The sequence below is a fragment of the Azohydromonas sp. genome, assembly GCF_035325925.1.
Classification (GTDB): domain Bacteria; phylum Pseudomonadota; class Gammaproteobacteria; order Burkholderiales; family Burkholderiaceae_C; genus Calidifontimicrobium.
Genome location: NZ_DAOKZA010000048.1, coordinates 1 through 21,620 on the forward strand (window position 1 = coordinate 1; position 21,620 = coordinate 21,620).

Below are 21,620 nucleotides of genomic sequence, written 5' to 3' on the forward strand. Positions count from 1 at the left end.
GCCGCCAGGCCGACGCCGAAGCCGTAGGTCAGCGTGATCATGCGCGGCACGTTGACGCCGAAGGCCTGCACCAGCTGCGGGTTCTCGGTGGCCGCGCGCAGGTAGGCGCCGAGCTTGGTGCGCTCGATCACGTACCACGTGCTCAGGCACACGATCAGCGACGCGACGATGATCCAGCCGCGGTAGTTCGGCAGGAACATGAAGCCCAGGTTCTGCCCGCCCTGCAGCTGGGCCGGGATCTGGTACGGCTGGCCCGACGAGCCGTATTCGTTGCGGAACAGCCCCTGGATGATCAGCGCCAGCCCGAAGGTCAGCAGCAGGCCGTACAGGTGGTCGAGCTTGTACAGGCGCGACAGCATCGTGCGTTCGATGATCACGCCGGTGGCGCCGACGACGATCGGTGAGATCAGCAGCGCCCACCAGTAGCCGACGCCCAGCTTGTTGAGCAGCAGCCAGGCGACGAACGCGCCCATCATGTACTGCGCGCCGTGGGCGAAGTTGATGATGTTCAGCAGGCCGAAGATCACCGCCAGCCCGAGCGACAGCAGGGCGTAGAACGAGCCGTTGATCAGCCCGATCAGCAACTGGCCGAACAGGGCCTGGGTCGGGACGCCGAAGATCTCGGTCATGTCTTGGGGTGGAACAGGGGGGGCGGCGCCGCGCGTGCGGCGCCGCCCAATTCAGCGGGGTCGGGTCGCGGCCCGCGTCACTTGACCAGCGGGCACTCGCCGTCCTTCAGGGGCCGGAACGCCTGGTCCGCGGGGATCGTCGCGCGCAACTTGTAGTAGTCGTACGGGCCCTTCGACTCCGACGGCTTCTTCACCTCGAACAGGTAGGCGGGGTGGATCTTGCGGCCATCGGCGCGCACCACGCCCTTGCCGAACAGCGGGTCGTCGGTGGGCAGTTCCTTCATCTTCGCCACGACCTTGGTGCCGTCGTCGGTCTTGGCCGCCTCGACGGCCTTCAGGTAGTGCAGCACGCCCGAGTACACGCCCGCGTGGTCCGCGCTCGGGTACTTGCCGCCGTTGGCCGCGGCGAAGCGCTTGGTCCAGGCGCGGGTCTGGTCGTTCAGGTCCCAGTAGAAGGGCTCGGTGATCATCAGCCCCTGCGCGGTGTTCAGACCCAGGCCGTGCACGTCGGGCAGGAACACCAGCAGGCCGGCCAGGTTCTGGCCACCCTTGACGATGCCGAACTCGGCGGCCTGCTTGATCGAGTTGATCGTGTCGCCACCGGCGTTGGCCAGGCCGATGATCTTCGCCTTCGACGCCTGCGCCTGCAGCAGGAACGACGAGAAGTCCGTGGCCGGGAACGGGGTGCGCACCTTGCCCAGCACCTTGCCGCCGTTCTTCAGCACGACGGCCTCGGTGTCGCGCTCGAGTGCGTGTCCGAAGGCGTAGTCCGCGGTGAGGAAGAACCAGGTGTCGCCGCCGGTCTTGACGATCGCGCTGCCGGTGCCGTTGGCCAGCATCCAGGTGTCGTAGAGCCAGTGCACGGTGTTCGGGCTGCAGGCCTTGCCGCTCAGATCGGAGGTGGCGGCGCCGGTGTTGACGTGGGCCTTGCCCTTCTCGCGGGTGATCTGGCTGACCGCCAGCGCCACCGACGAGGTCGGCACGTCGACGATCATGTCGACCTTGTCGACGTCGTACCAGGTGCGCGCGATCGTCGAACCGACGTCGGGCTTGTTCTGGTGGTCGGCCGAGACCACCTCGACCTTCATGCCCTTGGCCGCGGCGCCGAAGTCCTCGACGGCCATGCGCGCGGCGAGCACCGAGCCGGGCCCTCCGATGTCGGCGTAGACGCCCGACATGTCGTTCATCACGCCGATCTTGATGACGCCGTCGGAGATCTGCGCCTGGGCGGCGCCGGCGAAGCCGAAGGCCGCGGCCACGAGCGTCGACAGGAGTTTGCGTTTCATCGTTGAGTCCTTTCCTCTTGCATCACCGAACCGGCCGGGCGGCCGGAGCTTCAAACGCCGAGCACCTCGTGCAGCATGTCCTTCTTCGACTCCAGCTCGCTGGCGGCGAAGGTCTCGATCACGCGGCCGTGCTCGATCACGTAAAACCGGTCCGCCAGCGGCGCGGCGAAGCGGAAGTTCTGCTCGACCATCACGATCGTCAGCCCCTTGGCACGCAGCGTGCGGATGGCCTGGCCCAGCGCCTGCACGATCACCGGCGCCAGCCCCTCCGAGATCTCGTCGAGCAGCAGCAGCTTGGCGCCCGTGCGCAGGATACGCGCCACCGACAGCATCTGCTGCTCGCCGCCCGACAGTCGCCCGCCCGGGCTCGCGCGGCGCTCCTTCAGGTTCGGGAACATCGAGTAGATCTCGTCGACGCTCATGCCGCCGCTGGCCACCGGCGGCGGCAACAGCAGGTTCTCCTCGCAGGTCAGGCTGGTGAAGATGCCTCTTTCCTCGGGGCAGTAGCCGATGCCGAGGTGGGCGATGCGGTGCGAGGGCAGCGACACCGCCTCGGTGCCGTTGACCATGATCGAGCCGCTGCGCCGCCCGACCATGCCGAGGATCGCCTTCAGCGTGGTCGTGCGCCCGGCGCCGTTGCGGCCGAGCAGCGTGACGACCTCGCCGCGGTTCACCGTGAGGTCGATGCCGTGCAGGATGTGCGACTCGCCGTACCACGCGTGCACGTCGGTCAGTCGCAGCAGTTCGACGCCCTTATCCATGCGCGCCCTGCAGTTCGACGTCTTCGCTGCCCATGTAGGCCTGCAGCACCTGCGGGTTGCGCGACACCGTCTCGTACGGGCCCTCGGCGATCACGCTGCCGCGCGCGAGCACGGTGATCGTGTCGGCGATGCTCGACACCACGTTCATGTTGTGCTCGACCATCAGCACCGTGCGGTTGGCCGAGACCTTCTTGATCAGCTGCGTCACCAGCTCGACGTCCTCGTGGCCCATGCCCTGGGTCGGCTCGTCGAGCAGCATCATCTTCGGGTTCATCGCCAGCGTGGTGGCGATCTCCAGCGCGCGCTTGCGCCCGTACGGGAGCTCGACGGTGACCACCTCGGCGAAGTCGCGCAGCCCGACGGTGTCGAGCAGTTCGAGCGCGCGGTCGTGCAGCCGGTCGAGGGTGCGTTCCGAGCGCCAGAAGTGGAACGAGGTGCCGAGCTCGCGCTGCAGCGCGACGCGCACGTTCTCCAGCACCGTCAGGTGCGGGAACGTGGCCGAGATCTGGAACGAGCGGATCACCCCGCGGCGCGCGATCTGCGCCGGCTTCTCGCGCGTGATGTCGTGGCCCTCGAACAGGATCTGCCCGCGCGTGGGGATCAGGAACTTGGTCAGCAGGTTGAAGCAGGTCGTCTTGCCGGCGCCGTTGGGGCCGATCAGCGCGTGGATGTGGCCGCGCCGGACCTTCAGGTCGACGCCGTCGACGGCGACGAAGCCCTTGAACTCCTTGACCAATCCGCGCGTCTCGAGGATGACGTCGGCAGACATCGTGGATCGTGGCGGCGGACCGCGGCTCCTGTGGTTGGCGGGGCCCTCGCGGCTGTCCAGCCGCCGCCACCGCTGCGGGTGGCCCCGGGGCGCGGGCCGCGTCGACGCCCCCGAAAGCGCTCGCATTATTCGGTGTCCGGTGCGCCGCGAGCTATCGGGTTTGTGCTTAACGCGCTTTGCGTAACCGCCGTGCGGCGCCGGCGGTCGCGCGGCCGCGGCGGCACTGCCACTACCATAGGCGCCACCGTCCACCTCGCGGCCGGTCCCGGCCCGCCCGAACGCGATGAGCAGCATCTACGAGCAACATCTGGACCGCAACGCCGCCAACCACGTCGCGCTGTCGCCGGTGGCCTTCGTCGAACGCAGCGCCGAGGTGTTCGGCGACCTGCCGGCGGTGATCCACGGGGCGCGCCGCTACAGCTGGGCGCAGTGCCGCGAGCGCTCGGCGCGGCTCGCCGCGGCGCTGCGCGCGCTCGGCGTGGGCCGGCTCGACACCGTCAGCGCGATGCTCACGAACACGCCCGAGATGGTCGAGGCGCACTACGCGGTGCCGGCGATCAACGCCGTGCTGAACACGCTGAACACGAGGCTCGACGCGGCGCTGATCGCCTGGCAGCTCGCGCATTGCCAGGCCAAGGTGCTGCTTGCCGACCGCGAGTTCGCACCGGTGATGCGCGAGGCGCTGAGGCTGCTGCGCGATCAGCACCGGCGCGAGCTGATCGTCGTCGACGTCTGCGACAGCGAGTTCGGCGGCGAGGGCGAACGCCTCGGCGAGCTCGAGTACGAGGCGCTGATCGCCGCGCACGCGCCGCTGCCGCGCCTCGACGGCGCGGCGGACGAATGGGACGCGATCGCCGTGAGCTACACCAGCGGCACCACCGGCGACCCGAAGGGCGTCGTCACGCACCATCGCGGGGCCTACCTGAACGCGGTCGGCAACGCGGTGACCTGGACCCTGCCGCAGTTCCCGCGCTACCTGTGGACGCTGCCGATGTTCCACTGCAACGGCTGGTGCTTTCCCTGGACGGTGGCGCTGCAGGCCGGCGTGCACGTGTGCCTGCGACGGGTCGAGGCGCGCGCGATCCTGGAAGCGATGCGCGAGCACGGCGTGACGCACTACTGCGCCGCGCCGATCGTGCACAACCTGATCGTCAACGCACCGCCCGAGTGGCGCGAGGGCATCGGCGCCGTCAAGGGCATGGTCGCCGGTGCGGCGCCGCCGGCCGCGATGATCGAGGGCATGGCCAGGATCGGCTTCGACATCACCCACGTCTACGGCCTGACCGAGGTCTACGGGCCGGCGTCGGTGGCCGTCAAGCGCGACAGCTGGTCGCACGAGAGCCTGGCCGAGCAGACGCGCCTGAACGGCCGCCAGGGCGTGCGCTACGCGCTGCAGGAGGGCATGACGGTGATGGACCCGGCGACGATGACCGAGGTGCCGGCCGACGGCCGCACGATGGGCGAGATCATGTTCCGCGGCAACATCGTGATGAAGGGCTACCTGAAGAACCCCCTGGCCACCGACAAGGCCTTCGAGGGCGGCTGGTTCCACACCGGCGACCTAGCGGTGCTCGAGCCCGACCGCTACGTGAAGATCCGCGACCGCAGCAAGGACGTGATCATCAGCGGCGGCGAGAACATCAGCTCGATCGAGGTCGAGGACGCGCTGTACCGACACCCGGCGGTGCTGGCCTGCGCCGTGGTCGCCCGGCCCGACCCGAAGTGGGGCGAGACGCCGCTGGCCTACGTCGAGCTCAAGCCCGGCGCCAGCATCGGCGCCGAAGAGCTGATCGCGCACTGCCGGCAGCACCTGGCGAGCTACAAGGTGCCGCGCGAGATCCGCTTCGAGGAGATCCCGAAGACCTCGACCGGCAAGGTGCAGAAGTTCCAGCTGCGCGAACGCGCGAAGTCCGCCTCGGCGATCGAATAAGGAGAGACGACCATGCTGACCATCGACGACCCGCTGGTGCGCTGCGCGAGGGATTCGCGCGGCGTCGTCACGCTGACGCTGAACCGGCCGCAGGCGTTCAACTCGCTGTCCGAGGCGATGCTCGACGCGCTGCAGCGCGAGCTCGACGCGATCGCGACCGACGAGACGGCGCGCGTGGTGGTGATCGCCGCGGCCGGCAAGGCCTTCTGCGCCGGGCACGACCTGAAGGAGATGCGCGCGCAGCCGTCGCTCGACTACTACCAGCGCCTGTTCGGCCAGTGCGCGCGCATGATGATGAGCATCCAGAAGCTGCCGGTGCCGGTGGTCGCCTGCGTGCACGGCATCGCCACCGCCGCCGGCTGCCAGCTGGTGGCGATGTGCGACCTCGCGGTGGCCGCGCGCGGCGCCCGCTTCGCGGTCAGCGGCGTCAACCTCGGGCTGTTCTGCTCGACGCCGAGCGTCGCGCTGAGCCGCAACCTGGGGCGCAAGGCGGCGTTCGAGATGCTCGTCACCGGCGAGTTCATCGACGCCGACGAAGCGCGCGCCAAGGGCCTCGTCAACCGCGTCGCCGAGCCCGACCAGCTCGCGGCCGAGGTCGAGAAGCTGGTCGCGGCGATCGTCGCCAAGCCGCGCACGGCGGTCGCGATGGGCAAGGCGCTGTTCTACCGCCAGCTCGAGAAGGGCATCGAAGCCGCCTACGCCGACGCCGGGCAGACGATGGCCTGCAACATGATGGACGACGCGGCGCTCGAGGGCGTGCAGGCGTTCATCGACAAGCGCAAGCCGAGCTGGGCCATCGACTGAATGCGGTAGTGCCGTGCTCTCTCGGCGACGTCGGTGTGCCGGAGTGCGACGGCGTTCGCGGCACCCTTACACCACCGGCGCGGCGGGATCGGGATTCGTGGTGGGCGGCCGCGCGCGTTGCAGCCACTGCGCGAAGTCGGTCGGGAAAGGAAAGACGATCGTCGAGCTGTTCTGGGTGCCGATGGTCGCCAGCGTGCTCAGGTAGCGCAGCTGCATCGCCTCCGGGGCCTGGCCGAGCACGCGCGCGGCCTCGAGCAGCTTCTGCGCCGCCTGCTCCTCGCCCTCGGCGTTGATGACCTTGGCGCGCCGTTCGCGCTCGGCCTCGGCCTGGCGCGCCATCACGCGCACCATGCTCTCGCCGAGGTCGATGTGCTTGAGCTCGACGTTGGCCACCTTGATGCCCCAGGCGTCGGTCTGCGCGTCGAGGATCTCCTGGATGTCGGCATTCATCTTGTCGCGCTCGGCGAGCAACTCGTCGAGCTCATGCTTGCCGAGCACCGAACGCAGCGTGGTCTGCGCCAGCTCGCTGGTGGCCTGGTGGTAGTTCTGCACCTGGATCACCGGCTTGTCGGGCTCCACGACGCGGTAGTAGATGACCGCGTTGACCTTCACCGAGACGTTGTCGCGCGTGATCACGTCCTGGCTCGGCACGTCGAGCACCGCGACGCGCAGGTCCACGCGCACCATCTGCTGGATGTACGGCACGAGCAGGATCAGCCCGGGCCCCTTGACGCCGGTGAAGCGCCCGAGCGTGAACACGACGCCGCGCTCGTACTCGCGCAGGATGCGGATCGACATCCCCAGCAGAACCAGGGCCAGGATGACGAACGGCATGTAGAAGGCGAGGTCGTAGATGATCATGTCGTGGGCCTCGAAGCGGGGTTTCAGGGGGCGCCGGGGGGGGCCGGCGCCGCGCGCTCGTCGGGCTGCACGCTGACGCGAAGCCCGTGCACGGCGGTGATGCGCACCGGCTGCTGCGGGCGCAGGTCGGTGGCACCTTCGGCGGCCCAGCGCTCGCCGGCGGCGAACACGTGGCCCGCACCTGCGTGCCAGTCCAGCACGCGCGCGCTCGCGCCCACCAGCGACTCGGCGCCGACGACGACGCGGCGGCGGCGCGACTTCACTGCCAGGCGCACGATCAGCAGCGTCAGCCCCAGGCTGGCCAGCGCGACGCCACCGACCAGCGGCAGCGACACGCCGAATCCAGGTGCGTCGGCGTCGATCAGCAGCGTGGCGCCGAACACGAACGCGATGAGGCCACCGATGCCGAGCACGCCCACCGACGGCGTGAACGCCTCGGCGACCATCAGCGCGATGCCCAGCAGCAGCAGCGCGACGCCGACGAAGTTCACCGGCAGCGCCGACAGCGCGTACAGCCCGAGCAGCAGGCTGATCGCGCCGATCGTGCCCGGCACGAGCGCGCCGGGGTTCATGAACTCGAAGATCAGGCCGTAGATGCCCACCAGCATCAGGATCAGCGCGAGGTTCGGGTTGGTGATCGTCGCCAGCAGTCGCGAGCGCCAGTCGGGGTCGAGGCGATGGAGGACCAGGTCCTTCGTGTCCAGCGTCAGCCGGGCCTCGCCGAGCCGTACCTCGCGATCATGCGCCTGGCGCAACAGGTCGGGGATGCTGGCGGCGACGAAGTCGATCACGCCGCGCTGGAGCGCGTCGTCGGCGCCCAGGCTGGCGGCGTCGCGCACGGCGGCTTCGGCCCAGTCGGCGTCGCGCCCGTGCAGTTCGGCCAGCGAGCGGATGTACGCCACGGCATCGTTGAGCACCTTGGCCTCCATCGCGCCTGCACCGCGCCGCGGGCTGCGCACGGCGCCGTCGGCGGGGCTGCTGGCTGCGCTGGCGGCCGCGTCGGGGCGCTGCGGCGGCGCGGGCCGGTCCGGCGCCGGCGCCTCGTCGGCCGGGCGCCCCGGCATCGGCAGCCCGCCGCCTCCAATCTGCACCGGCGTCGCAGCACCGAGGTTGGTGCCCGGCGCCATCGCGGCGACGTGGCTGGCGTACAGGATGTAGGTGCCGGCGCTGGCGGCACGCGCCCCGCTGGGCGCGACGTAGCTCAGCACCGGCAGCGGCGAGGCGAGGATGTCGCGGATGATCTCGCGCATCGACGTGTCGAGCCCTCCCGGCGTGTCGATCTGCAGCACGACGGCCGCGGCGCCGGACTCGCGCGCCTTGGCCAGGCCGCGCCGCACGTAGTCGGCGCTGGCCGGCCCGATGGCGCCGTCGACCGTCAGCACGAAGGCGCTGCGCCCGCCATCGGCCGCCGTCAGCGACGCCAGCGCCCACAGCAGGGCACCGAGCAGCAGCAGCACCCAGGCCGGCGAGCGCATCGGCGAGCGCGTGGCAGCAGGCAGTCGTCGGGCGTCGACCATCCGATGCATCATAGGCCGACGTTCGATGACCCTGCCGGCGTGCATCAGAGCGGGAAGGATTGGACGATGAAACCGCCCGCCGCCGGCGTGAAGACCGGGGTGTGGCAGGCCATCAGCGGCGTGCCGGCGGCGAAAGCCACCCCCAGCAGCGCCAGCAGCTCCAGCAGCACGCTCGCGCCGCGGTAGGCGAGGAAGACGAGCAGGGCCGGTGCCGCCAGGACGCCGAGGGGCCGGTCAGGCACTGCTTCCGCCCGTGCCGCCGCGACCACCGGGACCACCGGCGGCGCCGGCCGTCGCGCCCCCGCGCCGCTGGACACGGGTCTCGGCGTCCGGCGGCTGCGCCGCCCCCACGGGCTTCAGGCTGTCCTCGAGCAGCCACGACAGGTCGAAGGTCGAGCGCACGCCGATGTCCGCCCCGTGCTGCTTCAGCCAGTGGCCGGTGCGCGCGCGGCCGAGATCGCGCAAGTGGGTCAGGTAGGCCCACTCGGCGTTGAGCTTGCTCGATGGCTCGAGGGCCACCAGGTCCTCGTCGCCGTGGATGCGATGCAGCCGCATGTCGCGCCAGCGCTCGTCTTCGAGCCCCTCGGCGTCGATGCGCTCGCGCAACAGCACGATGGCGCGCAACTCCTTCAGTAGGCTGGCGTTGAACGTGATCTCGTTGAGGCGGTCGACGATCTCGCGTGCGGTGCGCGGCAGGTCGGGCCGGTAGAACGGGTTGATCTGCACCAGCACCAGGTCGCGCGCGCCGCACTCGTCGACCAGCGGGAACAGCGCCGGGTTGCCGGTGAAGCCGCCGTCCCAGTAGGCCTCGCCGTCGATCTCGACGGCCTGGAACATCAGCGGCAGGCACGCCGAGGCCATCACCGCGTCGACCGTGATCTCGCCGCGGCGGAAGATGCGCGGCCGCCCGGTGCGCACGTTGGTGGCGGTGACGAACAGCTCGACCGCGGTGCAGCGGTTGACGCGGTCGAAGTCCACCAGCGCGGCCACCAGGTCGCGCAGCGGGTTCAGGTTCAGCGGGTTGAGCTCGTAGGGCGAGAACAATCGCGAGAGGTGGTCCATGAACCAGTAGCCGGGCGAGTTCGCCAGGCTCCAGTGGCCGCTCAGGCGGTCCCACAGGCCGCGCTGGATCGGGCTGGCCAGCGCCGCGTCGCTGACCGCCTTCCAGAAGCGCGCCAGCGCCGCGCGTGCGGCTGCGGGTCCGCCGGCCTCCAGGCCGTCGGCGAGCACGACGGCGTTCATGGCGCCTGCGCTGGTGCCGCTGACGCCTTCGATGCGCAGGTCGGGCTCCTGCAGCAGACGATCGAGCACGCCCCAGGTCAGCGCGCCGTGGGCGCCGCCGCCCTGCAGCGCGAGTTCGATCGTGCGCGTGTCTGCGCTCATGGCCGGCTCGTTTCGGTCGTCCATCGTCGCGGCGCCCGGCGGACGGGGCGGCGCCGCACCAGCGCGGACCCTGCCGCGGCCGGAAGGTTCCTGCGCGGCAAGGGCACGGCACGGCCGTCGTGCCGGTGGCAGGCGGAATGAAAAGCGGCCGGCAACCGCCGGCCTGGTGTGACGCGCGCGCCGGCCACGGCGGGCCGGCGCCAGGGTCGCGCGAAGGGTCAGGGCCGCGCGGTGGGCACCGAGCCGACGACGACCGACGTCCCGACGGCCGACTGGACGAGCGCCGGCGGCTCGACCACCTGGGCGTGCGGCTTGCCGCCGCCGGCGGCCGGCAGCAGCGGCACGATCAGCAGCGCGACGATGTTGATGATCTTGATCAGCGGGTTGACGGCCGGGCCGGCGGTGTCCTTGTAGGGGTCGCCGACGGTGTCGCCGGTGACGGCGGCCTTGTGGGCGTCGCTGCCCTTGCCGCCGTGGTGGCCGTCCTCGATGTACTTCTTCGCGTTGTCCCACGCGCCGCCGCCGGTGCACATGCTGATGGCGACGAACAGGCCGGTGACGATGGTGCCCATCAGCAGCCCGCCCAGCGCCTCGGGGCCGAGCGCGAGGCCGACGATGATCGGCACCAGCACCGGCAGCAGCGACGGGATCATCATCTCCTTGATCGCCGCGGTCGTCAGCATGTCGACCGCGCGGCCGTACTCGGGCTTCGCGGTGCCTTCCATGATGCCCTTGATCTCGCGGAACTGGCGGCGCACTTCCTCGACCACCGCGCCGGCGGCGCGGCCGACCGCTTCCATCGCCATCGCGCCGAACAGGTAGGGGATCAGGCCGCCGATGAACAGTCCGATGATGACGTTCGGGTTGCTGAGGTCGAACGAGGCCATGATGCCGCGCGCCTCGAGCGAGTGCGTGTAGTCGGCGAACAGCACCAGCGCGGCGAGGCCGGCCGAGCCGATCGCGTAGCCCTTGGTCACCGCCTTGGTGGTGTTGCCCACGGCGTCGAGCGGGTCGGTGATGTCGCGCACGCTGTCGGGCAGGTCGGCCATCTCGGCGATGCCGCCAGCGTTGTCGGTGATCGGACCGTAGGCGTCCAGCGCGACGATGATGCCGGCCATCGACAGCATCGACGTGGCCGCCACCGCGATGCCGTACAGGCCGGCCAGCCAGTACGAGACCAGGATCGAGATGCACACGAAGATCACCGGCCAGGCGGTGGACTTCATGCTGATGCCGATGCCGGCGATGATGTTCGTCGCGTGCCCGGTGGTCGACGCCTGCGCGACGTGCTTGACCGGCTTGTAGTCGGTGCCGGTGTAGTACTCGGTGATCCACACCATCGCCGCGGTCAGCGCGAGGCCGACCACGCTCGACGCCCACAGCCGCCAGTGCGTGCCCGCGCCGAGCGCGTCGGCCGGCATCACGAGCATCGTGACGCCGTAGAACAGCACGAGCGAGATCACGCCGGCGACCACCAGCCCCTTGTACAGCGCTGGCATCACGTTCTTCATGCCGGGGCTCGCCTTGACCACGCTGGCGCCGATGATCGACGCGATGATCGACACGCCGCCGAGCAGCAGCGGGTAGACGACCGCCTGCATCGGCGCTGCGGTGACCATCAGCGCGCCGAGTGTCATCGTCGCGATCAGCGTCACCGCGTAGGTCTCGAACAGGTCGGCGGCCATGCCGGCGCAGTCGCCGACGTTGTCGCCGACGTTGTCGGCGATCACCGCGGGGTTGCGCGGGTCGTCCTCGGGGATGCCGGCCTCGACCTTGCCCACCAGGTCGGCACCGACGTCGGCACCCTTGGTGAAGATGCCGCCGCCCAGGCGCGCGAAGATCGAGATCAGCGACGAGCCGAACGCCAGGCCGAGCAGCGGCTTGAGCAGGTCGGTCAGCTTGGTGGTCGGGTTGAGCTGGCCGTTGCCGACCAGGAACCAGTAGAAGATGCCCACGCCGAGCAGGCCGAGGCCCACGACGAGCATGCCGGTGATCGCGCCGCCCTTGAAGGCCACGTCCAGCGCCGGACCGATGCCCTTGGTCGCCGCCTGCGCGGTGCGCACGTTGGCGCGCACCGAGATGTTCATGCCGATGAAGCCGCACGCGCCCGACAGCACCGCGCCGAGCACGAAGCCCACCGCGGTGGTGACGTCGAGGAAGATGCCGATGAGCAATGTCAGCACGACGCCGACGATCGCGATCGTCCTGTACTGGCGGGCCAGGTAGGCCGCGGCGCCTTGCTGGATCGCGCCGGCGATTTCCTGCATCCGGGCGTTGCCGGCGTCCTGCCGCAGGATCCAGCTGCGCTGCAAGAACCCGTAGATCACGGCCGCCAGGCCGCACGCCAGCGCCAGATTGAGCGCCATACCGGTGGACATGAAGGTCTCTCCTTCCTCGTTCTCGAACCCTGTGGATGGATGCGTGCGCGCTGAATTCTTCGGGTCGCTCCGCGGGGGGCGGGCGGTCGGCGCAACGGGTGCGGATGCTACCGGAAAGGCCGCCGGCGCTCGGCATGGGTTTTCCTGCGGGGTTGACGCGTGTCAGGCGGCGGCAAGCCGCGTTCCTAGAATAGGGGTTTCCACGAACATCGAGGCCTGCCGATGAGCCTGCACAACGTGACCCCCGGCGCCAAGGCGCCTGACGAGTTCAACGTGATCATCGAGATCCCGATGAGCGGCGACCCCATCAAGTACGAGGTCGACGAGGAGACCGGTGCGCTGTTCGTCGACCGCTTCATGGGCACGTCGATGCACTACCCGTGCAATTACGGCTACATCCCGCAGACGCTGGCCGACGACGGGGACCCGGTCGACGTGCTGGTGATCACGCCGGTGCCACTGATCCCCGGGGTGGTCGTCACCTGCCGTCCGCTGGGCGTGCTGAAGATGGACGACGAGGCCGGCGGCGACAACAAGCTGCTCGCCGTGCCGATCGACAAGATCTTGTCGATCTACACGCAGTGGAAGAAGCCCGAGGACCTGAACCCGATGCGGCTGAAGACGATCCAGCACTTCTTCGAGCACTACAAGGACCTCGAGGAGGGCAAGTGGGTCCGGGTGGCCGGGTGGTTCGGTCCCGAGGCGGCGCGCGCCGAGGTCGCCACCGGCATCGACAACTACCGCAAGGTCAAGCGCAGCTGAGCCTGCGCGCCGGCCAGCCCGGTGCGGCGCACCCCGCGGCGCGGGGGCAAGACCCCCGGCGGCGCCGGGATCGCGGGCGCTGCCTACACTGGCGGCGTCGAGGCCCCGGCGCCACCGAGCGCCCATCGTCCGCATGTCCGCACGCCGTCGATCTTCGCTCGCGATCCTGCTCATCGTCTGGCTCGCCGCGCTGCTGGCGCTGCCCGCGGTGGCGCAGCCGCTGCCCGCCGGCGTCGAGCGCGGCGCGTCCGTCGAGGGCATCGACGAGTACCGCCTGCCCAACGGACTGCAGGTGCTGATGGTGGCCGACGACTCGAAGCCGACGACCACCGTCAACCTGACGGTGCGTGTCGGCTCGCGCCACGAGAGCTACGGTGAAACCGGCATGGCGCACCTGCTCGAGCACATGCTGTTCAAGGGCACGCCGACCACGCCCAACCCCTGGGCCGAGTTCACGCGCCGCGGGCTGCGTGCCAACGGCACCACCTGGGTCGACCGCACCAACTACTTCGCCAGCTTCGCGCGCAACGACGAGCACCTGCGCTGGTACCTGGGATGGCTCGCCGACGCGATGGTCCACAGCACCATCGCGCGGCGCGACCTCGACACCGAGATGACGGTGGTGCGCAACGAGATGGAGATGGGCGAGAACGACCCGTTTCGCATCCTGTTCCAGCAGACGCTCGCGTCGGCGTTCCAGTGGCACAACTACGGCAAGTCGACGATCGGCGCGCGCAGCGACGTCGAGAACGTCGACATCGAGCGGCTGCGCGCGTTCTACCGCCAGCACTACCGCCCCGACAACGCGACGCTGACCGTCTCCGGCAGCTTCGAGCGCGCGTCGACGCTGGCCTGGATCGCCGACCAGTTCGGCCGCATCGAGCGCCCGGCGCAGGCGCGCTGGCTCGCGCCCACGCTCGACCCCGCGCAGGACGGCGAACGCAGCGTCACGCTGCGCCGCGTCGGCGGCACGCCGGCGCTGCTGGCGATGTACCACCTGCCGCCGGCGGCGTCGCCCGACTTCGCCGCCGCCGAACTGCTCGCCATCGTGCTCGGCGACACGCCGTCGGGCCGGCTGCACCGCCGGCTCGTCGAGGGCCGGCTGGCCGCCTCGGTGTTCGGCGGCACGCTCGACACGGAGGAGCCGGGCGTCACCTACTTCGGCGCGCAGCTCGGGCCGCAGCAGGACATCGACGCCGCGCGCACGGCGCTGCTCGACACGCTCGAGGGGGTCGTCGCGGCGCCGGTGACGGCCGAGGAGCTCGAGCGCGCGCGCAACAAGTGGCTCAAGGCGTGGGAACTGAACTTCAGCGACCCGCAGCGCGTCGGCGTGGCGTTGTCGGAGGCGATCGCCGCCGGCGACTGGCGCCTGTTCTTCCTGCAGCGCGACCGCGTGCGCGCGCTCACGCTGGCCGACGTGCAGCGCGTGGCGGCGCAGCGCCTGCTGGCGGCCAACCGCACGCTGGGCACCTACCTGCCGACGGCCCAGCCGCAGCGCGCGCCCCAGCCGCAGCGCGTCGACGTCGCGGCGCAGCTGGAGGGCTGGCGACCGCAGCCGGCCGCGGCCGCGGTGCCCGAGTTCGACCCGACGCCGGCGGCCATCGATGCGGCCACGCAGCGCTTCACGCTGGCGCACGGGCTGCAGGGCGCACTGCTGCCCAAGCCGACGCGCGCTCAGGCGGTGCACGCCGTGCTGACGCTGCGCTACGGCGACGAGCGGTCGCTGGCCGGGCAGGCCGAGGTCGAGGCCGTGCTCGCGCAGATGCTCGACAAGGGCGGCGGCGGGTTGACGCGCCAGCAGATCGAGGACCGGCTCGATGCGCTGCGCACCGAACTCGCCTTCAGCGCCGCCGGCGGCACGCTGACGGTGACGCTGCGCACGCGGCGCGAGTTCGCGGTCGACGCGGTGGCGCTCGCCGCGTCGCTGCTGCGCACCCCCGACCTGCCTTCCGACGCGCTCGACGAGGTGCGCCGGCAGGTGCTCGCCGGCATCGCCGCCCAGCGTCACGACCCGCAGGCCGTCGTCGCCGAGGCGCTGGAGCGCCACGGCAACCCGTACCGGCGCGGCGACCCGCGCCACGCACGCAGCTTCGACGAACGCGCCGACGACGTGCGCGCCGTCACGGTCGCGCGGTTGCGCGAGTTCCACCGGCGCTTCTACGGCACTGCGCACGCGCAGTTCGCCGCGGTCGGCGACTTCGACCCGGTCGCGCTGCGTGCCGCGGTCGAGCGCCATCTCGGTGGCTGGTCGGCGCCCGAGCGCTACACGCGCATCGCGCGCGCCTGGCACGAGCCGGACGCGGTGCGCTTGCAGCTCGAGACGCCCGACAAGCAGAACGCCGTGCTCGGCGTGCAGCAGCGCGTGGCGCTGAGCGACAACGACGCCGACTACCCGGCGCTCTCGCTGGCCAACTTCATGCTAGGCGGCGGCGGTGACTCGCGGCTGTGGCGGCGCATCCGCGAGAAGGACGGCCTGTCGTACGGCACCTGGAGCTACGTCGACTGGAGCCAGCACGAGCCGCACTCGGTGTGGGGCGCCGGTGCGATCTTCGCGCCGGGCAACCGCGACGCGGTCGAACGTGCCTTCGCTGAGGAGGTGCGCCGCGCGCTCGACGCCGGCTTCACCGCCGACGAGGTGAGTGCCGCGCGCGACTCGCTGCTGGCGTTCCGCCGCCTGTCGCGCGCGCAGGACGACCGGTTGGCCGCGGCGCTGGCCGGCAACCTGCACCTCGGACGCACGATGGCGGTGTCGCAGAAGGTCGACGAGGCGATCGCCGCGCTGACGCCCGAGCAGGTCAACGCGGCGCTGCGCCGCCACCTCGACCCGGCGAAGTTCGTGCGTGCGCTGGCCGGCGACTTCAGGCGGCAGTAGCGCCGGACGCGCCGGACGCGACGGCGTCGCCGGGCGCGTCCTTGAACGGGTTGCGCTCGTCGAGCTCGTCGACGTACAGCGCGACGTGTTCGCCCTCGCGCGCGAGGAAGTCGGCCACGGCATCGCGCAGCCGCGCGTCGCGCAGCCAGTGCGCCGAGTGCGTGCGCACCGGCAGCAGCCCACGCGCCACCTTGTGCTCGCCCTGCGCGCCGCCCTCGAAGCGACGGTAACCGTGCGCGATGCACCAGGCGAGCGGCTGGTAGTAGCAGGCCTCGAAGTGCAGGCAGGGCACGTATTCGGTGGCACCCCAGTAGCGTCCGTAGGCCACGCCCTGCGCCGGGTCGAGCGCGACCAGCGAGCAGGCGATGCGCTCGCCGCCGCGCGCGGCGACGAACAGCAGCCAGTGCGGCGCCATCGTGCACGCCATCGCGCGAAAGAACTCGCGCGTGAGGTAGGGCGTCGAGTGGTGCGCGCGGTACGTCAGCGTGTAGCAGCGGTGGAAGAAGTCCCACAGCGGCTCGTCGATCTCGCCGCCGAGGTGCGACGTGAAGGTGACCCCGGCCTCCGCGACACGCCGTCGCTCCTGCGCGATCTTCTTGCGCTTGTCGCGCTGCAGGCGCGCCAGCAGGTCGTCGAAGCTCGCCGGCGGCGCGCCGGCCGGTGCCGTCCAGTGGAACTGCACTCCCTCGCGCAGCAGCCAGCCGGCGCGCACGAACGCGTTGCGGTCGGCTTCGTCGACGAACAGCACGTGCGCCGACGACAGTTCCAGCCTCTCGGCAATCGCGGCGATCGACCGGGCCAGCACGTCGCGCACCGCGTCGTCGCGCGCGAGCAGGCGCGTGCCGGGCACCGGCGTAAACGGCACCGCGCCGAGCAGCTTCGGGTAGTAGGCCAGCCCGGCGCGGCGGTACGCGTCGGCCCAGGCCCAGTCGAACACGTACTCGCCGTACGAGTGGGCCTTCAGGTAGAGCGCGCAGGCGCCGGCCAGCCCACCGCCGGACTCGAGCGTGACGAAGCGCGGCGCCCAGCCGGTGTCGGGCACAGCGCTGCGCGAGGCGTGCAGCGCGGCCAGGTACTCGTGGCGCAGGAACGGCGTCGGCGACGGCTGCGCCGCGAGCAAGGTGTTCCATGTCGCAGCGTCGATCGACCGCGGGTCGTCGTGGACCCGGATGACATAATCGTTCGCAGTGAAATCGCCGTCCGACAAGCGGGCCTACCGATGCTGAAAGCGGCGCTGGCGCAGATCAATGCCACGGTGGGCGACCTCGACGGCAACGCCCGGCGCATCGTCGGCGCCGCGCGCGAGGCGCACGCGGCCGGCGCATCGCTCGTGCTGGCGCCCGAGCTCGCGCTCAGTGGCTATCCACCCGAGGACTTGCTGCTGCGCCCGGCCTTCATGAAGGCTTGCGCGCGTGCGCTGCAAGGTGTGGCCGAGGCGCTGGCGGACTGCGAGGGGTTGCATGTGGTCGTCGGGCACCCGCACCAGTTCGGCGAGCGCGGTGATGTTAGGACCAAGTCGTTCGCGTTGCAGCAGCGCTTCAACGCGGCCTCGGTGCTCGCCGGGGGCAGGGTGGTCGCGACCTACTGCAAGCGCGAACTACCGAACTACCAGGTGTTCGACGAGCGGCGCTACTTCGCGTCGGGGCGCGACGCCGGCCACGGCCCGGTGGTGTTCGAAGCCGGCGGCATGCGCGTCGGGCTGCTGATCTGCGAGGACGCCTGGTTCGACGAGCCGGCGCGCAGCGCGCGTGCCGCCGGGGCGCAGGTGCTGGCGGTGCTCAACGCGTCGCCGTTTCACCTCGGCAAGGCCGACGAGCGCGAGCGGCGCATGGCCGAACGCGCGCGCGACGTCGGGCTGCCGCTGCTGTACTCGCACCTCGTCGGCGGGCAGGACGAAGTGGTGTTCGACGGCGCGTCGTTCGCGGTCGACGCGCAAGGCCGCCTGGCGGCGCGCGCGCCCAGCTTCGAGCCGGCGCTGACCTGCGTCGAGGTCGACGGCGGCGTGGTGCACGGGCCGGCTGAGCCACTGCCCGAGCCGCTGGCGCAGGCCTGGGGTGCGCTGGTGCTGGGCGTGCGCGACTACGTCGGCAAGAACGGCTTTCCCGGAGCGATCATCGGGTTGTCGGGCGGCGTCGACTCGGCGCTGGTGCTGGCTATCGCCGTCGATGCGCTGGGCGCCGCCCGCGTGCGCACGGTGATGATGCCGTCGCCGTACACCGCCGAGATCTCGTGGCTCGACGCGCGCGAGATGGCGCGCCGGCTGGGCGTGCGGCACGACGAGATCTCGATCGCGCCGATGTTCGACGCGTTCCGCGCCGGCCTCGCGCCGATGTTCGCCGGGCTGCCCGACGACGCGACCGAGGAGAACATCCAGGCGCGCGTGCGCGGCACGCTGCTGATGGCGTTGTCGAACAAAAGCGGGTCGATCGTGCTGACCACCGGCAACAAGAGCGAGATGGCCACCGGCTACTGCACGCTGTACGGCGACATGGCCGGCGGCTTCGCCGTCATCAAGGACGTGGCCAAGACGCTGGTCTACCGCCTGGCCGAGTGGAAGAACCGGCAGCCGACCCAGCGTGCCGACGGCAGCGTCGGGCCGGTGATCCCCGAGCGCATCATCACGCGCGCGCCGTCGGCCGAGCTGAAGCCGAACCAGACCGACCAGGACAGTCTGCCGCCCTACGACGTGCTCGACGCGATCCTCGCGCGCTACATGGAGGACGACCAGGGCATCGACGAGATCGTCGCGGCCGGTTTCGAGCGCGGCGTCGTCGAGCGCGTGGCGCATCTGATCAAGGTCAACGAGTACAAGCGTCGCCAGGCGCCGGTGGGCATCCGCATCACGCACCGCGCCTTCGGGCGCGACTGGCGATATCCCATCACGTCGAAGTTCCGTGCTTAAATCGCCTGCAGTGTCCAGCCTGTGGAGTGAGCGATGAAGCAGATCACCGCCATCATCAAGCCGTTCAAGCTCGAGGAAGTCCGCGAAGGACTGGCCGAGGTCGGCGTGTCGGGATTGACGGTGACCGAAGTCAAGGGGTTCGGCCGGCAGAAGGGGCACACCGAGCTGTACCGCGGCGCGGAGTACGTGGTCGACTTCCTGCCCAAGGTGAAGATCGAGGTCGTCGTGAAGGACGGCGACGTCGAGCGCTGCATCGAGGCGATCGTCAAGAGCGCGAAGACCGGCAAGATCGGCGACGGCAAGATCTTCGTCACCCCGGTCGAGCAGGTGGTGCGCATCCGCACCGGCGAGACCGACGAAGCGGCGATCTGAGCCGCCGCGTCGGGCATCAGATGCGGCTGTAGTCGTCCGGTGCGGTGGCCCGCACCGCCGCGAGCCCCACGCGGTCGAGCAGGCGCTGCACGTCGTCGTCGACGATCAGCGCCGCGTGCTGGGCGTCGGTGACGAAGCCGCGCCGGTGGCCGGTGGCCATGAACTGCAGCAGCGCGTCGTAGTAGCCGTCGACGTTGAGCAGTGCGACCGGCTTGTCGTGGTAGCCCAGCTGTTGCCACGACCACACCTCGTACAGTTCCTCCAGCGTGCCGATGCCGCCGGGCAGCGCGACGAAGGCGTCGGCGCGTTCGGCCATCAGTCGCTTGCGCTCGTGCATCGTCTGCACCACGTGCAGTTCGCTCAGGCCGCGGTGCCCGACCTCGCGCAGCATCAGCGCCTGCGGGATCACGCCGACGACGCGTCCCCCGGCAGCCAGCGTCGCGTCGGCGACGACGCCCATCAGCCCGACGCACCCGCCGCCGTAGACCAGTTGCGCGCCGCGCCCACCGAGCGCCTCGCCGAGACGGCGCGCGGCCTGCTCGAACACCGCGTCGTCGCCGGCGCGCGAACCGCAATACACACACACCGATAGCGTCATGGGTCGCACTCGCCGTTCACAGGTGCCAGAGGTGCGGCGATTGTGCCGCGCCGGGGTCAGCGCGGCGGCGCCGCTCGCCAGGTGATCAAGCGCGTGCCGCACACCGCGTCGTGCCAGAACTGGCGCTGCGGGTGCAGCCGCGCGAGCGCCGCATAGGCCAGCACGCCCGCCGCGAGCACGCCGAACACCGCGCCGCCCGATCGCAGGCCGGCCACGTGCGCCGAGCCCAGCGCCGGCAGGAACCAGACCCACGACAGCAGGTAGCGCACCAGTGCGCGCCACTGCCCCACCGGGTGGCCGTCGGCGCCGATCAGTCGAATGTGCCAGGCCTTCATGGCCACCGTCTGCCCGCCGTGCGACCAGAACCAGACGAAGTAGATCGCCAGCACGACGAACAGGAACGCCATCAGCCCGCCGCGGCCCTCGAGGGCGTGTCGCTGCTGCGTGAGCGACGAGTACAGATAGCCGGCGATCATCACCACGCCGAACAGCAGCACGCCTTCGTAGACGAAACACGCGAGGCGCCTGGCCAGGCCGGGCGCGTCGGCGGCTTGCGGCGGCGCGGCGCTCAACGCGGGTTCCCACGCGGCGGCGTCGAGGCCGCCTCGCGCACCGGGGCGGCCTGCGCACCGCGGCGTGGCAGCAGCGTCGAGCCGTCGACGAATCCGGGCGTGGCGACGATCTTCGGCAGCCCGGCCTGCTGGTGGCGTGGCGGCTCGGCCTGTCGTGTCAGCGGCCGCGTCGTCGCGCCGGGTGCGGCCTGCACGATCGCCGGCGCCACCGGGCGCTCGGTGACCACGGGCAGCGGGTCGACGACGGTCGACTTGCCGCCCGCAGGCGCCGGCGGGGTGGGCGCAGCGCGTGTGCCCTGGCGCTGCGCCTGGTCGACCAGTCGCCGGCGTTCGTCGGGCGGCAGTGCCTGGTAGGCCTCCCACTGCGCCCGGCGCTCCTGCGCGCTGAGCGCGCTGGCCTGCTGGAACTGCACCCGCGCGCGCCGGCGCTCGGCCGCGCTCATGGCGGCCCACTCGGTCATGCGCTCCTGCAACAGGCGCTGGTCGTGCGACGAGAAGCGCGGGTATCGCGCCGCCAGTTCGATCCAGCGCTGCTGCTGTTCGTCGTCGAGCGACGCCCACACCGGCGCCAGCGGCGCGAGCACGCGCGCCTGCGACGCGCTGAGCGACTTCCAGGCGACGCTGCCCGGCGCCGCCTTCGGCGCGGCGACTCGCGTCGGCGGCGCCGGCTGCGCCGACGCGACGCCGCCGGTGGCCCAGTGCAGCGCCGTCAACGCGGCCACCGCGCACGCCACGCGCAGTGAGTCCGTACGGTCGGGCTTTCCCATCGCGCGCCGGACTCAGCGCTGCCCGCCCTGGCGCAGGAACTCCTGGAAGCCGGGGTCGGTGTAGGCCGCCGGGGGCAGCACGTCGGTCAGCAGCCTCGCGTCGAACTCGGCGGCGGCGCGCAGTCGCGCCTGCTGTTGGTGCTGGGCGATCGCCCACACCCCGGCGAGCAGCGCCAGCACCGGTATCCAGGCGCCCCAGCGCTGCCACCGCGGCGGGCACGGCACCGACATGCCGGCGCCGATGCCGGCGGCTGCCGGCGCCACCACCGGCGACATGTGTCGCTGCACGCGCGCGAGGGCGACGGCGCGCTGTCGCGCGTGGCGCAGGCGCGCGACGATCGGTGCCGGGGTCTGGGCGACACCGGCGTCGAGCCGCGCGGTCACGCGCGCGGCAAAACGAGCTTCGAGCGACTCGGGCTCGGCGCGGTGGGCTGCGCGGGCGGGCGATGTCATGGGT

General features: G+C 71.2%; 20 protein-coding genes. 6 read left to right on the plus strand and 14 right to left on the minus strand.

Annotated elements, in window-relative coordinates; genetic code table 11:
* From PKC53_RS15315 to PKC53_RS15330, 4 genes are all read right to left on the minus strand, one after another.
* Nucleotides 1-629: branched-chain amino acid ABC transporter permease (locus PKC53_RS15315; protein WP_324430130.1), on the minus strand; the 629-nt coding region annotated here is incomplete at its 3' end.
* Between the two features lie 77 nt (nucleotides 630-706).
* Entirely contained in the window at nucleotides 707-1,915 is a 1,209-nt protein-coding gene (locus tag PKC53_RS15320) for an ABC transporter substrate-binding protein (RefSeq protein WP_324430131.1), read from the minus strand.
* A gap of 50 nt (nucleotides 1,916-1,965) precedes the next feature.
* The gene (locus tag PKC53_RS15325; RefSeq protein WP_324430132.1) at nucleotides 1,966-2,676 is read right to left on the minus strand and encodes an ABC transporter ATP-binding protein; all 711 of its coding nucleotides are present in this window, start codon (nucleotides 2,674-2,676) and stop codon (nucleotides 1,966-1,968) included.
* Nucleotides 2,669-3,445 carry an ABC transporter ATP-binding protein gene (locus tag PKC53_RS15330; protein ID WP_324430134.1) on the minus strand — a complete coding sequence of 259 codons (777 nt, stop codon included), beginning with the start codon at nucleotides 3,443-3,445 and terminating at the stop codon, nucleotides 2,669-2,671. Before PKC53_RS15330 ends, PKC53_RS15325 begins: the two co-directional genes overlap by 8 nt.
* 283 nt (nucleotides 3,446-3,728) lie before the next feature.
* On the opposite strand from PKC53_RS15330, the gene PKC53_RS15335 reads away from it, so the two are divergent.
* Nucleotides 3,729-5,375 carry an acyl-CoA synthetase gene (locus PKC53_RS15335; RefSeq protein WP_324430136.1) on the plus strand — a complete coding sequence of 549 codons (1,647 nt, stop codon included), beginning with the start codon at nucleotides 3,729-3,731 and terminating at the stop codon, nucleotides 5,373-5,375.
* Between the two features lie 12 nt (nucleotides 5,376-5,387).
* The gene (locus PKC53_RS15340) at nucleotides 5,388-6,179 is read left to right on the plus strand and encodes an enoyl-CoA hydratase (RefSeq protein ID WP_324430137.1); all 792 of its coding nucleotides are present in this window, start codon (nucleotides 5,388-5,390) and stop codon (nucleotides 6,177-6,179) included.
* Between the two features lie 66 nt (nucleotides 6,180-6,245).
* Here PKC53_RS15340 and PKC53_RS15345 read toward each other — a convergent pair whose 3' ends face one another.
* From PKC53_RS15345 to PKC53_RS15365, 5 genes are all read right to left on the minus strand, one after another.
* Nucleotides 6,246-7,037, minus strand: a complete 792-nt coding sequence (locus PKC53_RS15345) for a slipin family protein (RefSeq protein ID WP_324430174.1) — start codon at nucleotides 7,035-7,037, stop codon at nucleotides 6,246-6,248.
* Between the two features lie 26 nt (nucleotides 7,038-7,063).
* Nucleotides 7,064-8,515 (minus strand): nodulation protein NfeD, encoded by a 1,452-nt coding sequence (locus PKC53_RS15350; RefSeq protein WP_324430139.1) that lies wholly within the window; start codon nucleotides 8,513-8,515, stop codon nucleotides 7,064-7,066.
* A gap of 86 nt (nucleotides 8,516-8,601) precedes the next feature.
* Nucleotides 8,602-8,799 (minus strand): hypothetical protein, encoded by a 198-nt coding sequence (locus PKC53_RS15355; RefSeq protein ID WP_324430141.1) that lies wholly within the window; start codon nucleotides 8,797-8,799, stop codon nucleotides 8,602-8,604.
* A complete protein-coding gene (locus tag PKC53_RS15360) occupies nucleotides 8,792-9,940 on the minus strand; it encodes a patatin-like phospholipase family protein (protein ID WP_324430142.1) in 1,149 nt (382 codons plus the stop codon). Before PKC53_RS15360 ends, PKC53_RS15355 begins: the two co-directional genes overlap by 8 nt.
* Before the next feature lie 218 nt (nucleotides 9,941-10,158).
* The gene (locus tag PKC53_RS15365; protein ID WP_324430144.1) at nucleotides 10,159-12,318 is read right to left on the minus strand and encodes a sodium-translocating pyrophosphatase; all 2,160 of its coding nucleotides are present in this window, start codon (nucleotides 12,316-12,318) and stop codon (nucleotides 10,159-10,161) included.
* Nucleotides 12,319-12,540: 222 nt separating this feature from the next.
* Between PKC53_RS15365 and ppa the strand changes: the two genes are divergently transcribed.
* Both ppa and PKC53_RS15375 read left to right on the plus strand, forming a co-directional pair.
* Nucleotides 12,541-13,080: an inorganic diphosphatase gene (gene ppa / locus PKC53_RS15370; RefSeq protein WP_324430146.1), complete on the plus strand. Its 540-nt coding sequence runs from the start codon at nucleotides 12,541-12,543 to the stop codon at nucleotides 13,078-13,080.
* A 133-nt stretch (nucleotides 13,081-13,213) separates the two neighbouring features.
* The gene (locus tag PKC53_RS15375) at nucleotides 13,214-15,952 is read left to right on the plus strand and encodes a pitrilysin family protein (protein ID WP_324430148.1); all 2,739 of its coding nucleotides are present in this window, start codon (nucleotides 13,214-13,216) and stop codon (nucleotides 15,950-15,952) included.
* Here PKC53_RS15375 and PKC53_RS15380 read toward each other — a convergent pair.
* A complete protein-coding gene (locus PKC53_RS15380; protein WP_324430176.1) occupies nucleotides 15,939-17,096 on the minus strand; it encodes a GNAT family N-acetyltransferase in 1,158 nt (385 codons plus the stop codon). The two genes, PKC53_RS15375 and PKC53_RS15380, sit on opposite strands and share 14 nt — an antisense overlap.
* Nucleotides 17,097-17,171: 75 nt before the next feature.
* Here PKC53_RS15380 and PKC53_RS15385 point away from each other — a divergent pair, with 75 nt between their 5' ends.
* The gene (locus PKC53_RS15385; RefSeq protein WP_324430150.1) at nucleotides 17,172-18,854 is read left to right on the plus strand and encodes an NAD+ synthase; all 1,683 of its coding nucleotides are present in this window, start codon (nucleotides 17,172-17,174) and stop codon (nucleotides 18,852-18,854) included.
* A 33-nt stretch (nucleotides 18,855-18,887) separates the two neighbouring features.
* Nucleotides 18,888-19,226: a P-II family nitrogen regulator gene (locus tag PKC53_RS15390; RefSeq protein WP_324430152.1), complete on the plus strand. Its 339-nt coding sequence runs from the start codon at nucleotides 18,888-18,890 to the stop codon at nucleotides 19,224-19,226.
* A gap of 16 nt (nucleotides 19,227-19,242) precedes the next feature.
* Here PKC53_RS15390 and PKC53_RS15395 read toward each other — a convergent pair whose 3' ends face one another.
* From PKC53_RS15395 to PKC53_RS15410, 4 genes are read right to left on the minus strand one after another with little or no spacing between them, the layout of a single operon-like run.
* Entirely contained in the window at nucleotides 19,243-19,824 is a 582-nt protein-coding gene (locus PKC53_RS15395; protein WP_324430154.1) for a TIGR00730 family Rossman fold protein, read from the minus strand.
* A 56-nt stretch (nucleotides 19,825-19,880) separates the two neighbouring features.
* On the minus strand, nucleotides 19,881-20,396 hold the full coding sequence (locus PKC53_RS15400) for an RDD family protein (RefSeq protein WP_324430156.1): 516 nt from the start codon (nucleotides 20,394-20,396) through the stop codon (nucleotides 19,881-19,883).
* Nucleotides 20,393-21,118 (minus strand): DUF3106 domain-containing protein, encoded by a 726-nt coding sequence (locus PKC53_RS15405; protein ID WP_324430158.1) that lies wholly within the window; start codon nucleotides 21,116-21,118, stop codon nucleotides 20,393-20,395. The genes PKC53_RS15400 and PKC53_RS15405 overlap by 4 nt, the downstream gene beginning before the upstream one ends.
* 57 nt (nucleotides 21,119-21,175) lie before the next feature.
* A complete protein-coding gene (locus PKC53_RS15410) occupies nucleotides 21,176-21,616 on the minus strand; it encodes a DUF3619 family protein (RefSeq protein ID WP_324430160.1) in 441 nt (146 codons plus the stop codon).
* Nucleotides 21,617-21,620 lie beyond the last annotated feature (4 nt).

Excerpts from the sequence above, each read along its gene's own strand:
- PKC53_RS15320 (WP_324430131.1), bottom strand. The coding sequence starts at position 1,915 with ATGAAACGCAAACTCCTGTCGACGCTCGTGGCCGCGGCCTTCGGCTTC.
- PKC53_RS15325 (WP_324430132.1), bottom strand. The coding sequence starts at position 2,676 with ATGGATAAGGGCGTCGAACTGCTGCGACTGACCGACGTGCACGCGTGG.
- PKC53_RS15330 (WP_324430134.1), bottom strand. The coding sequence starts at position 3,445 with ATGTCTGCCGACGTCATCCTCGAGACGCGCGGATTGGTCAAGGAGTTC.
- PKC53_RS15335 (WP_324430136.1), top strand. The coding sequence starts at position 3,729 with ATGAGCAGCATCTACGAGCAACATCTGGACCGCAACGCCGCCAACCAC.
- PKC53_RS15340 (WP_324430137.1), top strand. The coding sequence starts at position 5,388 with ATGCTGACCATCGACGACCCGCTGGTGCGCTGCGCGAGGGATTCGCGC.
- PKC53_RS15350 (WP_324430139.1), bottom strand. The coding sequence starts at position 8,515 with ATGCGCTCGCCGGCCTGGGTGCTGCTGCTGCTCGGTGCCCTGCTGTGG.
- PKC53_RS15360 (WP_324430142.1), bottom strand. The coding sequence starts at position 9,940 with ATGAGCGCAGACACGCGCACGATCGAACTCGCGCTGCAGGGCGGCGGC.
- PKC53_RS15365 (WP_324430144.1), bottom strand. The coding sequence starts at position 12,318 with ATGTCCACCGGTATGGCGCTCAATCTGGCGCTGGCGTGCGGCCTGGCG.
- ppa (WP_324430146.1), top strand. The coding sequence starts at position 12,541 with ATGAGCCTGCACAACGTGACCCCCGGCGCCAAGGCGCCTGACGAGTTC.
- PKC53_RS15375 (WP_324430148.1), top strand. The coding sequence starts at position 13,214 with ATGTCCGCACGCCGTCGATCTTCGCTCGCGATCCTGCTCATCGTCTGG.
- PKC53_RS15385 (WP_324430150.1), top strand. The coding sequence starts at position 17,172 with ATGCTGAAAGCGGCGCTGGCGCAGATCAATGCCACGGTGGGCGACCTC.
- PKC53_RS15390 (WP_324430152.1), top strand. The coding sequence starts at position 18,888 with ATGAAGCAGATCACCGCCATCATCAAGCCGTTCAAGCTCGAGGAAGTC.
- PKC53_RS15395 (WP_324430154.1), bottom strand. The coding sequence starts at position 19,824 with ATGACGCTATCGGTGTGTGTGTATTGCGGTTCGCGCGCCGGCGACGAC.
- PKC53_RS15410 (WP_324430160.1), bottom strand. The coding sequence starts at position 21,616 with ATGACATCGCCCGCCCGCGCAGCCCACCGCGCCGAGCCCGAGTCGCTC.